The following is a 12,804-nucleotide window of genomic DNA, read 5'->3' on the forward strand; positions in this document are numbered from 1 at the left end:
CATCTAATTCGTAAAATACTACAAACAACTTGACTTGTAGTTAAATACGAAATAGACTCGCCTCACATTGTAGTTTTTAACGAATTAACCCGGATATAGTTGAATAAAACCCGAATAGGAGATTTTGCACTATGCGCCCAATGATTTCAATCAACATTCCAGAACCATATATCACCATAGAAGCCTACTGTAAAAGATTTAATATGGCTAAAAGTACTGTTAATGACATGATTGCCGACGGGCGCTTACCAGTACGAAAGAAACATAAAGGAATGAAAAAAGGCACTGTGTTTATTAACCTAGCAAAGCTTACAGTTGAAGCCTTATCAGACTGCGACATTTCGCTTAATGCGTAACTAATTATTCGTATTAAGAGAATAAAAGCCATGTTTGATTATCAAGCTTCCAAACAATCACATTTTGATGATGCCTGTCGGGCTTTTGCCTTATCTCACAAAGGTGATCTTGTTCAGATTGCGGAAGCCATCGGCATGAATGCACAAATGTTGCGTAACAAATTAAACCCTGAACAGCCGCACAAGTTCACTTGGGATGATTTAGTAAAAGTGACGGATGTCACAGAAGATGCAACGCTGATTGATGGTTTGCTAGAACAATTACATTGTCAGCCTTCAGTGCCGTTGAATAATGCGAGCGAGGGTAATTTCCCTACTTATGTCCTTAATGCAACAGCTGAAGTCGGAAAATTAGCAAGCCAAGCGGTTTTAGGTGGTCATATCAATAGTACCCGTTCCGCTGAAATGAAACAGAGCGTAAATAATGCTATCCGTTGTTTAGCGCTAGTCGGTGTGACAATTTCAGCTCGTTTACATTCTTCTCCTGCGCTTGTATCCGCAATAGATACTGTTGTGGGATTTGGTCAATCAATTGTGTGAGGTAATCATGACTCAAGCACATAAACAACAATACAAATATAAAGTCACAGGTGATTCATTTAAACATAAGAGCCCTAAAGATTTAAAAGTCATCATTCTTTTTATAATTTTTTCTATCGGTTATTTAATGTCTAGAGTGTAGGTAATGGCTATGCAACAGAATTCAACAACATTAGAACGTCGATACATGCCGCTATCTATACAACAGAGAGCACATGGAATGAATAAGGTGGCAGAAATAAAATCTAAAACCTTAGGTTTAAGCAATCAAGAATTAAAGTTATTCATTAAAGAAATGCGCGATAGATTTAATGATGATTACGAAAACAATAAAAAATTACTCGGTATTATATTTTATATGGCAGGTATCGATAAAACCCGTTACAACTGCGAATTTGAGGAGTTAACATCAACGGAAATTTTTAATCTTGTTAAATCAATAAATTACATCAAGGCGGCAAGCGCATTGCTACCCAAGAATTTAACCTTACCACTTAATTAAACAATACTCATTTTATTCAATGACGTTAGCGCGTCAGGGATTCTTACACTTTAAATTTAAGGATTAAATAAATGAATATGCCAGAACCAACATTTACATCGGTATTAGATACCACGTCAAGCGACGCAATTTTAATTAACTGGAATCGTCAAGACGAGCGTCAAATTTGCAATGACCGTTATGTGTCACGCCTGCGTAAACTCCAAATGTATGTACTGACTGAAAAACCTGATTACGCGGTTATCAGTCAGTTAATCGAAAGTGAAATTGGGTATATAGAAAATACAAAAGGAGCGATGTAATGACTATTAATCTCTTAACGGGGCGTATTCAGGATACTTACCATTATCCGCACCGGGTGTCATACCAGTATCAACCTTTGCAATCCATGCAGGATAAATTTCACCAGCTACCAGTGATGCAAGAAATTCATTCATACGTGAAGGAACCACAAAGACATCTGTCGGCATTGTCAAATGTCGGTTGTCTCCACTCTGAAAAAGTAAAATCGTCTTACGTGTCGCCTGAATCGCAAGGTGTAAGTCTGACTCTAGTTCTTCCAAGGAATCCCAAAACTCAGATTCAGGTATACGGGGGTGGTTACGTCCATGAATCATACTATCCAATCCGTGCTCAATTAGTTCTGTCCATTTTGCGTGCTCTATCCATTCGTTTGGAAAAATCTTGCGCAGGTGGTGCGCCAACGCATTTCGACAATCTTTTGATGGAAGCCAACGCCTTTCTATATGGTTTCGAGTGGCGCGCTGAAAAACGCCGCAAACCTCGTACAACTCGCCAGCTGATAAGAGCCTTACTTCGTTTGGAGGAACGCCTACAGAAGACAACATATTAACAGTATCTATATATCTTTTATTTTCAGGTTTATTCATTGAATACCTCAATCAATAGCGGCAGACCGAACAATATGCCGCTAACGCTTTTTAAAGTACCGCAGTATTCTTTTTCATGAGGTTTAAATGACTACGGTGTCAAATAATACAGTTAAGAAAACCTTATATTACAAGGCTATCAAGCCTATTGAAAGACCATTTCTGACATACCCTGAACTTCATGAAAAAGAAAAAAGAGCCAAGGCGTTAGCTTATGCAGAAACGCTACTTTCACAACAGCCTAAAATCGTTCAACTGACAGTTGAAAAGCAATTCGACACCTTATTAAAAGAGAAAGGTGTTGAGCGAGCGAGTGTGTACCTAGCTAAAAATTTTTATGAGCGTATCTACCCTAGAATTGAAACAGTAACAAAACGGTATTCACTCACTGAAAAAAACTCTGAAACCTACCGATTCTTTAACTGGTTTAATGCGATGCCCGATATGTCGCGTAAGTCACTTGAATCACTAGCGCTTGAATTATCTGCTTTTGTGTTCACCGCGCTTTCAGCTATCAGTGAAAATAGAAAGGATGAAAGTGATCTGAAAATTGCCCATATGTTGTATACCGAAGCGGCAAAAATTACCCAAGCTTATCGCCAAGAGCCTCCACGGCTAGCGAAGTTATCCAAACGTTGCTTTAACGAAAAAGACGCCTTCATTGCGATTGCCCAAATGACCTCCGAAAAATGGTGGTTAAATCGCTTACGTCGACATGCAGCAGAATGGCGCGAACATCTGCATATTGCTTTAACCAATGTCAGTAAGCGAAACAGTATTTACGCAAGCACAATGGCAATCAGTGAATGGAAAGAGCAAAAGCGTCGTACTCGCGAATTTTTGAAATCGATGGAGCTCGAGGACGAAAAAGGAAATCGCTTTAGCTTAATTGATAAATATTATGGCAGTGTGGCAAACCCTGCCATTCGTCGTACTGAAATGATGGTGAGAATCCGTGGCTTTGAAAATATTTGCAATGACCTCGGATATATCGCTGAATTCTATACATTAACAGCCCCATCTAAATATCACGCCACAACTATTCATGGTCACCGTAACCGTAAATGGAACGGTAGCAGCCCTGCCGATACACAGCGCTATTTAAGCCAAGTGTGGAGTAAAGCACGAGCAAAATTGCACCGTAATGACCTGCGTATTTTTGGTATTCGTGTAGCTGAACCACATCATGATGGAACGCCACATTGGCACATGCTGTTTTTCATGTTACCAGAGCAAGCGGACAGCATCAGAGAAATCCTCAGAGAATATGCTTTTGAAGAAGATAAAAGCGAGCTTTCCACTAATAAAGCTAAAAAAGCCCGTTTCCACGCTGAAGCGATAGATCCAGAAAAAGGCTCTGCAACGGGCTATGTTGCTAAATACATTGCTAAAAATGTGGATGGCTACGCTTTAGACGGTGAATTGGATGATGAGAGCGGACGCCCCATGAAAGAAGCTGCAATGGCTGCGGCGGTATGGTCTGCTCGCTGGCGTATACGCCAATTTCAATTTATTGGTGGTGCTCCCGTCACTGTCTATCGTGAGCTACGCAAAATGGCAGATCATGAAACAGCAGTTGGTTTGGATGTGGAGTTTGCCGTTGTTCATGATGCCGCTGATTCAGGCGATTGGGCTGGTTATGTCAATGCGCAAGGTGGTCCATTTGTTCGTCGCGACGACCTTATCGCTCGCCTATGGTATGAAGAAAGTGAGGAAACCAACGCGTATGGCGAAGAAATCATCCGTGTTAAAGGGGTATTTTCGCCTTTAGTGGGTTCAGGCTGCCCAATTATCACCCGACTCAAAAGCTGGAAGATTGTTAAGAAGTTAGACGACGCGATAGCGGAGTCTGCTTTTAGTGATGCGAACGCATCACCTAGGAGTTCTGTCAATAACTGTACGGGGGTTCTGAGTACGGTTAAAGATAAAAAACCCGTTGTCGCGGATATTGTGAGGAAGGCCAAAGAGATTGGCATCACATTAGACCCAGAAAAAGACCCTTACATGATCCACTCAATAGCGAGAGGGGCTATTTATACAGAAAACGGCAACAGCGTGAGGTTTCACGCGAATGGACATATTCAAAAAATTGTCAGTAAAGCAGAAAAAGTCAAAAAATCACTCTCTCGGTGTGAGTTGGCTATGTCTCGGATTCAACAGAGGATAAAAGAAAATGGCAAAAACGGCAGCAGAGCGCAAAGCAGCCCAGCGTAAACGTCAACGTGATGCAGGTTTTGTAACCCCTCAGTGGAAGGTTGAAATTGAAGAACATGAAATGGTGAAACGCAATTGTGCATTGCGTAGACCGGGGCGTGAACCGTATGACGAAGCTGAGTATATTCAAATGCTCATCCGAAACGATAATGCAAAACTGAAACGTGAAATAGCAAAGCTATCAAAACGGCGTTGCGGTAAATGCGGGGAGCCTTTACCCGTAGCTGAATGTTGCCTATCGGGTGCGGCTGATTGTTGGGTAACAAAAGGATGGCATGAATTATCACTCAGCAAAGTGGGCGTGACATGTCACGAAATCTAAAATAAAGCAGATATCGACCACAATAAAAAATCTTAATTTTTTGTTTATACCCGTTTTTTCGACAAGTTTATTTATGTATACTGTATATGCGTACAGTATACAAATGGGAATTTGAATATGAGTGATTTACTACAGGAATCAGTAGCATTTGAACGCATTAGTGTTATTGCTAAATTGGGAAGTCTTGATGTTTGCAATCATTACGAGCGCCAAGTGGTACTCACACTGATTACTGAACTTGCCGATGATGCCAGAAAAGAAATCTCAAAGAAGAACAATCAAAAAATTAGGCTGCTAAGTCGCAGCCATATTGAGGATAAGTCATCATGCCGTTTTTGAACTCAGCAAACCCAGCGCCAATTGGCGCTGTTCTGGACTAAATTTATCAATCATTGATTGAATTAAATCCGTAGAATATGCGCTAGGGCTTATTGTGTGGCTAAACGTTAGATTTAAAACATAAGTATGGCCACACTCAACATCATTACAGGCACAATAAAGATCTGATATTTCACGATGTTTTCTGTTAGATTTGCGAATTGTCGCACGTTGGCCGCAAACAGGGCAGAATATTTTTAATACTCGCACGTCCCAAACCTCCGATTGTTGATAACGTCTTAATTTTACCTTTTTTTTAGACATTATTCAGTTTCCTTGCTGATGTTTTGACGAAAAATTAATTTTAATGATTCATTATTATCGCACTCACTATTAATCGCATTCATGAATAACTGTTGAACAGGTATCACTTCATCCTTTCGGTATGCTTCCCGGGCTTTTATTGGGTCACCTAACCCGCCAACGTTGCCCGGAATAATGCCTGCTAATCCCGCCGGGAAACGATGAGCCGTCAATACATCTTGGGCACTGATGCTTTTTACATTACTGAATTCATCATTCGCCGAAATATCCCCCACTGGAATAAATTTGATGCCATCGGGATCCCCATTGGGAACGCTCACAAACATGGTTTCAAAGTTACCAATCCCTTTGCTCTTACTGAGTTTGTAAACAATTTCCTCTTCAACTTCATCACTCATATTGGGATCATTACAATAAATCATCCCGCCAGTATGGGCACCATTATGATAATAACGACGACGAAAAATTGTCGCTTCGCTGTTGAGTAACGCAGCATGGATCCCCCCAATATAGTCTGGAAGTCCATATATTTGCTGTTGAGGGTCATATTGTTTGATGTAGATAATATCGTTCGGGGAATAAACCAGCGGTTCTCCTTCTTGTAAAACCACAAAATCCCCATCTTTACGGCGTCGTAAATAAAGCGACGGAAGAACATAAAGTTGGACGACTTCCCCCCATCCATTACGGACTTTAAGAATAGCAACATCACCAAAAACAAAATAACTAAACACGGCGGCTTTCAATTGTTCATGGGTTAAACCGCCTCCTAAATAATCACTCACCACCATGTTATGACGGGCATAAAGTACGCCACCATGCTGGCCGTTTAAATTCACTAATTGTGCAAGTGCCTCTCGGTCAATTGGGGGTGTCCAATAATCAAACTTATTGTCATACCAAATATTTTTATAGTCAGTATGGGTCGTTAAAATCGGTTCAGGTTTGCCTAGCGTGATACTAAAACCCTTTGATGGTGCTTTTGTCGATTGCACCTTATTTTTGCGTGAATTCCTTTTCTTTTTCATCATACAACCTATGTAAATCGATATTTTGACGTTCGTTTACGTTCAAAATTAAGAGGTTCATTCATGACAGCATGCGCGATTGCCCAAAACGCATCAGCATGTCCCGTTTCCTGCGTTCTATCGGCTACAAAGGTCATTGAGCCGCCTTTACCCGTTGTGGTATGACGAATGGATAAAAAAGAGGCGAGGATTTCTTTTTGCTCTTCATCCCATTCAAGGCGCTCTTCACTCACAACATCAATCATTTTCATGACTAGCTGATTTTTGGTTTGTTGACTGTAGTGAATCGAATGCGTTTGGCGTGGAGCAAAATCTTGCACCATTTCATAAACCCCATGACCAATACCTGTCGTGTCGATGCCAATATAAGTAAAACGATAACGCTTAGTGAGATCTTCAATCAGTTTGGCTTGGTGCTTCCAGTTCATGCCTTGCCAATAGAAAATCGCCAACACGCGAAAAACCTCGGGTGCCATCATGGGTGGTGCAACAATAGCAAATGTGGATGTGTCGCCAGAGCGTGCAGGGTCAAAACCGCCCCAGACTTCACGATCACCAAATGGGCGAGGCGCATCAGGGTTATGGTCTTCCCATAAATGAACATCTACTCCACATTTATCAAGTTGATGGTATTTAAAGACAGACGCGCCACTGTCCACAAACACACACATAAACAACATGTTAAATGAGTCGGGATTATATTTATTGCGTAATCTCTCGATGCTGGCTAAGTTGAAACCGCCTTTTATTGCGTCTTCAAGTGTAATGACATATCGCCATTGCCCATCAGGGCAATCTCGCCCACCGTCACGTAATTCATCGAATTGAGGAAATTTAACTTTTTTACGCGCAGGATCACTTCCTCGCCATTCATCCCCTGTCCAAAAAGGATAAGCGGGATGCGTTTTTGCACTAGGCGTAGAGAAATACGTGGTTCGCCAATGGTCATGGGTTGCCATTGCCGATGAAACTTCATTAAACCGTTTAAAATCAGGTACCCAAAAGTATTCATCGCAATATAAATGACCGCTGTATGATTGTGCTGTGTTTTTATTTGTGGATAAGAAACGCAGTTCCGCGCCATTACTCAAGCGAATTGGGTTGCCCGTTAACGTCACCCCGAAAAATTTTTCGGCAATATTCACGATATAAGAGCGAAAAACCTCAGCTTGAGGTTTCGATGCAGATAAAAACAGTTGTGGCTTACCCGTTAAACACGCATCTTCAAACGCTTCAAATGCAAAATACCATGTCGCACCAATTTGGCGGCTTTTTAAGATATTTCGCACGGACTTAGTGATGTTTGCCCGTAAATGTTTCTGGTAACCAAAGAGCATTTCATCGGCAAATTTTTGGAAATCATCGGCGGTTAAATTCGAAATATCATTTTTACGGTAGCGTTTTTTCTTTTTCTTCGATTCACCATCATCATTGAATGCCGACTCTCCACTTCCTTGCATCTCGGATTGACGAGCCGCTTTCAGTGCCGCTAACTTTTCCGCGTGCTTATTCGCTTGCGCCATTAATTTGACGTGATGCTCGATGAGACGGTCTAGCTCATCTTTTTCTAATTCGGTCTTTTTATCCCGTCCTGCAAGTAGCGTAATACGACGATTGATAGCGTCAATGACGGTTTCATGACTGAGCATATCTGCCCAGTTCCATTTTTGCGCCCAGTAGTAAACGATCCGCCTATTAGGCAAATTCAATTCCTCTGCGATTTCCGCAGGCGTGTAATGTCGCAAATAGAGTGATTTAGCGACCTGTATTTTTGCGTCAGTGTATTTAGCCATAGTGAAAACATTGTGCCCCGACACAATGCCGCTGGCATTAAACCGCTTTCGATAATGGATTTATAACCGAATCGAACTTATCGCCAGTGAAAAAAATGTGGGCAATACTGATGCCGAACAGAACGGAAGCACATAAACCCATGGATGGGAGCAACATGTAAGAATGTCTCAATTAATGACAAATTGGCTATGCATTGCGACTGAAGGAGACACGGTTGATGGGCGTCGAATTGAGGCTGCTTGGCTTGAAGAGGCAGCTGAACTTTATGACCCCCATTTATATACCGCCTGCATTTGGCCTGAACATGAACGCTGTTTTGGCTCAGTGGGCGAAGTTCTCGCAGTCAAAGCCGAGCGAGATGGCGAAGGCGTTCTCAAGCTTTATGCTCAACTATGCCCGAATCTTCATCTATTACAGGCGAATCGTGATGGGCAGCTTTTATTTACCTCTGCTGAATTTACACCGGATGGAAATTTTAGAGGTACAGGAAAAACCTATTTAGAAGGACTTGGGGTGACCTGCTCACCTGCCAGTGTAGGAACAACCCGATTACGGTTTAAATCAGGAAAAAACGCTTATCGATATGGCTCATTCAAGCCGTTGGTTATCGATGAAGTGAAACAGTTTAAGGAAAAACAGAACATGGCAAAAGATAAAAAAAGCGGCTGGAAAAGATTTTTCGAGATTGATGAACCATCAGATGCAGAGACACCGTCCACCGATGAAACAACCTTAGAAAATATCAAAGAAGCGCTTCAAGAGTTTGATTTACGATTAAAAAAAATCGAAGAACGACTTGATTCGACTGAAACAGACATTGAAGAAGTACAAGAAGATATCGACGTGATTAGCGATGTCGTTGATACCGCGGAGTTTAAGCAATTAAAAGATAATTTACCGAAGATTTTAAGTAACTTCAGTAAATTAGACGAAAAAGTTACCAACTTACCCAAACAAAACCCACGCAGCGACAAAGGTAAAAACAAACGTTTCAATCATTTAGTTTAAGTGGATTAACCTAAAAAATTGGATCAGGAAAATTTAGGAGAAGGATTTCCATGTTATTAAATCAAAAAGCGCGCGAGTTTGTACGCAATTATGCGATTGCATTAGCTGGCGAAGCTGGGGTTGATGATGCCTCGTATTATTTTTCAATTTCTGAACCCAAAGAAACGCAACTGCGTGATGCCCTATTAGAATCTGTTGATTTTCTCAGCATGATTAATGTGCAGTATGTAGACCAACTGCAAGGTCAAGTTGTGACAACCGGTAATCCGGGCATTTTTACCGGGCGTAGTAAAAACGGACGTTTCTCTCGCAAACTGGATATTGATGGTAACACCTATCAACTGCATGAAACTGACTCGTGCGCGGCGTTAACGTGGCATTTACTGTCAGTTTGGGCAAACTCGGGAAGTGAAGAAGAATTCTTCCAGAAAATGCAGGGCTTTACCTTAAAGTCCTTTGCATTAGACCAATTACGCATTGGCTTTAATGGTACACATGTCGCAGAAAATACCGACCCAGCAACCTACCCAAACGGCGAAGATGTGAACATTGGTTGGCATGCGATTGCCAAAAAATGGAATGGCGGAAAACAAGTTATCACAACCCCCATCCTCTTAGATGAAAAAGGCGACTTTAAATCGTTGGATGCCATGGCTCAAGACATTGTAAACAACTGCATTCCAGCAGAATTTCGCAATGACCCTCGGTTAGTCGTGCTTGTTGGGGCTGATTTAGTTGCCGCAGAACAATATCGTTTATACCAAGCCGCAGACCGTCCAACTGAAAAAATCGCAGCTCAAATGCTGGGCTCAACCATTGCGGGGCGTCCTGCGATTATCCCTCCATTCATGCCGGGTAAACGAATGGTTGTCACACCATTGTCTAACTTGCATCTGTACACGCAACGTGGAACAGGTCAGCGCAAAGCTGAGTTTGTCGAAGACCGCAAACAGTTTGAAAATAAATACCTACGTAATGAGGGGTATGCACTTGAATACCCAGAGTTATATGGTGCTTATGATGAAAGTGCAGTAACCATTGGTGAAATTGCAGAGCCTAAGGAAACGGTTGAGTAATGCTATCACCTGCTCAACGCCACCGTAAAGCCGTTGAACTGCGCCAAAAGCTAGAACAAAAACAGGCGATTACCCTTGCGGATGGTGTCAGCATGCACTTACAAGCAAGGGCGATTGAGCAGGATGTTAAGCGATTGCGTGAGCAACCCACAACGGCAAGCCGGGTCGAAATGAAAAAGCGAGAGTTATTACCCGCTTACCTTCCCTCGGCTGAACGCTACTTGGCAGAGGGTGGCGTGTATAGAAACCCGATTTTTGCTTATTGCGTCATTTGGCTATTTGATGTTGGGGACTTTGATAAGGGATTAGATTGGGCAGATATTGCCATTGAGCAAGGACAGCTCACCCCCGACAACTTTCGCAGCAATTTTCCCGCCTTTGTTGCCGACACTATTTTGGCATGGGCAACGTTAGAAAATGAAGCGGGAAACAGTATTGAACCTTATTTTTCAAGAACATTTAAAAATGTCACGGAGAAATGGCAAGTTCACGAAAAAATCAGAGCGAAATACTACAAATTTGCCGCATTGAACTTACTGAGAAGTCATGTCAATGCGGATGCGAAAGCCAGTGCGATTGACTGTGTTGATACATTAGAGCAAGCCGCATCCTATATGGAAAAGGCGCGACAGCTTAACCCCAAGGTGGGCGTGGATACACATTTGAAACGCATAGCAATGCGCATTAGAGCGTTAACGACAACATAAAACGACTACCGCAAGCCAATCGGGCGTGGTGGAGAGAAAGCAATGTATTGCGATTCATCTTGGAAGCCAGTCTGCCCGATTTTTTATAAGGAGCGTTATGTTTAACGGTAATGACGTAGGTTATCAATCGATTGATATTACGAATGATGGATTTTGGCCGGATTTAAATTTAGATGAATTTCAACGGCAACGAAAAATTCCCATCGATTTAGATAATGGGTTATTAACGGATGCGTTGTTAGCCAGCATTGCTGAAATTAATTTATCGCTTGAAGCATTAAAAAATCGCTATATGGCAAAAGGTTATCGTAACGCCAGTGATGTGCCGGGGGCAAAAGCAAACGGACAAAACGCATTATGTGCGCAATATAAAAAAGCCCTGTTCGCAAGGGCAAAGGCTGACTTAATGGGAGAGTTTAATTCTGTTTCAAGTCGCGCGCCGAATCCGAAGCAAGAAAATCCTGAAACGAAGAGTAGCTTACTCGCCGAAGCCGCATTTGTGATTAGAAATATGAAAGGCTTAAAACGTGTAACGGTAGCGATGATATGACTAAGTTGCAAAGCTTAACGCATTTTTTGAAAACCAATTTACCTGAGCGAGTATGTCAGGTTGAATTTACAAGCGAAATGGACGAAATACAATTCATCCGTGCGCATAAAAATTTAGGCTTAAACCAGTATCAAATGATGATCCGTCAATGTGATGCGCTGATTTCGTGGGGACGATTCCCTTATCGCGAAATTCACCCGGATTACATTCCCCTGTTGATTGATGCATGGGCAAGTGAACAGGACAATGAATTAGGTGATAGCAATATAGTGCAAGAGCCGCCATCAATGACTGTTGATGTTGATGATGAAACCGCCGTGGTGATTGTCTCCATTTCTTTTAGTGAGCCCGTGGTCATGAAAGAAGATCCTCACGGTATTGTTCCGTTTGACGGCAAACGTTGGTCAATTGCCAATACCCAAATTGGGTATGCTGAACACGCTGAAATTTATAGTGACGTGAAACATGATAATCAACGGCCGGCTCAATAAAAATCAACTTGCTGATATGCAGAAAGCCTTAAAAGGCTTGGAGTTACCGCCTAAAAAGCGACAACGTTTTTTATGGCGCATGGCGAAATATGGTGTTATTGCAGCCGCCAAGCGCAATGTTAAAAACCAACAATCGCCTGATGGTCGAGCATGGAAAGCAAGGCAGAGTCACTATAAGAAAAAAATGCTGCGCAATATGCCTAAATTGCTTCATATCAGGGAAATGCCACAAATTGAAGCTGTACGCATTTATTTACAAGGCGGTAAATATCGCAATGGAGCTAAAAATGTGCGAGCTGGCGTTGTTGGACATGCTCAACAGCATGGAATGAATGCCACTGTCAATCGAAAGCAAGTGCAAAGCCAGCAAAGTAGAGATCCAGCGCGACTAGCCACTCGAAAACAGGCAAGGAAACTACGCGATTTGGGATACCAAGTTAAAATAGGGAAACGATTAAAAAAACCAACAATAAAACAGATAACGGAAACCATGTCTTTTAATCAAGCAGGTTTACTTATCAAAAAATTAAGAGGAAAAACAGCGAAAGCCAGTTGGACAATTGATATTCCTGCACGTGTTTTCCTCGGTATGAGTGACAGCGATTTTAAAAAAGCACTCGCAAGGCAGTTACAAGGGATTGAGTTTGGCGCTGATATCAAAGCGCAGGATATGAAATAAAAGGA

At 41.9% G+C, this 12,804-nt stretch carries 17 protein-coding genes; 13 read left to right on the plus strand and 4 right to left on the minus strand.

Going from position 1 to position 12,804, the window contains the following annotated elements:
• Positions 1–131 precede the first annotated feature (131 nt).
• The 4 genes from PROVRUST_RS04150 (at position 132) to PROVRUST_RS04165 (ending at position 1,700) form a co-directional block, all read left to right on the plus strand.
• The gene (locus PROVRUST_RS04150) at positions 132–356 is read left to right on the plus strand and encodes a hypothetical protein (protein WP_006813458.1); all 225 of its coding nucleotides are present in this window, start codon (positions 132–134) and stop codon (positions 354–356) included.
• 30 nt (positions 357–386) lie between these two features.
• Entirely contained in the window at positions 387–896 is a 510-nt protein-coding gene (locus PROVRUST_RS04155; RefSeq protein WP_006813459.1) for a phage regulatory CII family protein, read from the plus strand.
• 151 nt (positions 897–1,047) lie between these two features.
• On the plus strand, positions 1,048–1,398 hold the full coding sequence (locus PROVRUST_RS04160) for a DUF5347 family protein (protein ID WP_039854251.1): 351 nt from the start codon (positions 1,048–1,050) through the stop codon (positions 1,396–1,398).
• A 71-nt stretch (positions 1,399–1,469) separates the two neighbouring features.
• Positions 1,470–1,700, plus strand: coding sequence for a hypothetical protein (locus PROVRUST_RS04165; RefSeq protein ID WP_006813462.1), 231 nt, complete (start codon positions 1,470–1,472; stop codon positions 1,698–1,700).
• Positions 1,701–1,706: 6 nt separating this feature from the next.
• Here PROVRUST_RS04165 and PROVRUST_RS04170 read toward each other — a convergent pair whose 3' ends face one another.
• Positions 1,707–2,288, minus strand: a complete 582-nt coding sequence (locus PROVRUST_RS04170; protein ID WP_006813463.1) for a hypothetical protein — start codon at positions 2,286–2,288, stop codon at positions 1,707–1,709.
• Between the two features lie 87 nt (positions 2,289–2,375).
• Here PROVRUST_RS04170 and PROVRUST_RS04175 point away from each other — a divergent pair, with 87 nt between their 5' ends.
• From PROVRUST_RS04175 to PROVRUST_RS04185, 3 genes are all read left to right on the plus strand, one after another.
• Entirely contained in the window at positions 2,376–4,502 is a 2,127-nt protein-coding gene (locus PROVRUST_RS04175) for a replication endonuclease (RefSeq protein ID WP_006813464.1), read from the plus strand.
• Positions 4,462–4,824 (plus strand): hypothetical protein, encoded by a 363-nt coding sequence (locus PROVRUST_RS04180; protein WP_006813465.1) that lies wholly within the window; start codon positions 4,462–4,464, stop codon positions 4,822–4,824. The genes PROVRUST_RS04175 and PROVRUST_RS04180 overlap by 41 nt, the downstream gene beginning before the upstream one ends.
• A 117-nt stretch (positions 4,825–4,941) precedes the next feature.
• On the plus strand, positions 4,942–5,163 hold the full coding sequence (locus PROVRUST_RS04185; RefSeq protein ID WP_006813466.1) for a hypothetical protein: 222 nt from the start codon (positions 4,942–4,944) through the stop codon (positions 5,161–5,163).
• On the opposite strand, the gene PROVRUST_RS04190 is transcribed toward PROVRUST_RS04185, so the two are convergent.
• Genes PROVRUST_RS04190 through PROVRUST_RS04200 form a run of 3 tightly spaced genes read right to left on the minus strand, consistent with a single transcriptional unit; the run spans position 5,149 to position 8,287 of the window.
• Positions 5,149–5,466 carry an Ogr/Delta-like zinc finger protein gene (locus PROVRUST_RS04190; protein ID WP_039854253.1) on the minus strand — a complete coding sequence of 106 codons (318 nt, stop codon included), beginning with the start codon at positions 5,464–5,466 and terminating at the stop codon, positions 5,149–5,151. The two genes, PROVRUST_RS04185 and PROVRUST_RS04190, sit on opposite strands and share 15 nt — an antisense overlap.
• Positions 5,466–6,494 (minus strand): phage portal protein, encoded by a 1,029-nt coding sequence (locus PROVRUST_RS04195; protein WP_036979771.1) that lies wholly within the window; start codon positions 6,492–6,494, stop codon positions 5,466–5,468. Before PROVRUST_RS04195 ends, PROVRUST_RS04190 begins: the two co-directional genes overlap by 1 nt.
• 8 nt (positions 6,495–6,502) lie before the next feature.
• Entirely contained in the window at positions 6,503–8,287 is a 1,785-nt protein-coding gene (locus tag PROVRUST_RS04200) for a terminase large subunit domain-containing protein (RefSeq protein ID WP_006813469.1), read from the minus strand.
• Between the two features lie 163 nt (positions 8,288–8,450).
• On the opposite strand from PROVRUST_RS04200, the gene PROVRUST_RS04205 reads away from it, so the two are divergent.
• The 6 genes from PROVRUST_RS04205 to PROVRUST_RS04230 all read left to right on the plus strand — a co-directional run bounded on the left by PROVRUST_RS04205 (position 8,451) and on the right by PROVRUST_RS04230 (position 12,799).
• The gene (locus tag PROVRUST_RS04205; protein ID WP_006813471.1) at positions 8,451–9,296 is read left to right on the plus strand and encodes a GPO family capsid scaffolding protein; all 846 of its coding nucleotides are present in this window, start codon (positions 8,451–8,453) and stop codon (positions 9,294–9,296) included.
• A gap of 50 nt (positions 9,297–9,346) precedes the next feature.
• Complete coding sequence (locus tag PROVRUST_RS04210; protein ID WP_006813472.1) at positions 9,347–10,372, plus strand: phage major capsid protein, P2 family; 1,026 nt, start codon at positions 9,347–9,349, stop codon at positions 10,370–10,372.
• Positions 10,372–11,079: a phage terminase small subunit gene (gpM, locus tag PROVRUST_RS04215; RefSeq protein WP_006813473.1), complete on the plus strand. Its 708-nt coding sequence runs from the start codon at positions 10,372–10,374 to the stop codon at positions 11,077–11,079. Before PROVRUST_RS04210 ends, gpM begins: the two co-directional genes overlap by 1 nt.
• 97 nt (positions 11,080–11,176) lie before the next feature.
• Entirely contained in the window at positions 11,177–11,629 is a 453-nt protein-coding gene (locus tag PROVRUST_RS04220; protein ID WP_039854256.1) for a head completion/stabilization protein, read from the plus strand.
• Positions 11,626–12,120 carry a phage tail protein gene (locus PROVRUST_RS04225; protein WP_006813475.1) on the plus strand — a complete coding sequence of 165 codons (495 nt, stop codon included), beginning with the start codon at positions 11,626–11,628 and terminating at the stop codon, positions 12,118–12,120. Before PROVRUST_RS04220 ends, PROVRUST_RS04225 begins: the two co-directional genes overlap by 4 nt.
• Positions 12,095–12,799, plus strand: coding sequence for a hypothetical protein (locus PROVRUST_RS04230; protein ID WP_006813476.1), 705 nt, complete (start codon positions 12,095–12,097; stop codon positions 12,797–12,799). Before PROVRUST_RS04225 ends, PROVRUST_RS04230 begins: the two co-directional genes overlap by 26 nt.
• Positions 12,800–12,804 lie beyond the last annotated feature (5 nt).

This window comes from Providencia rustigianii DSM 4541 (assembly GCF_000156395.1).
GTDB classification, from domain to species: Bacteria; Pseudomonadota; Gammaproteobacteria; order Enterobacterales; family Enterobacteriaceae; genus Providencia; species Providencia rustigianii.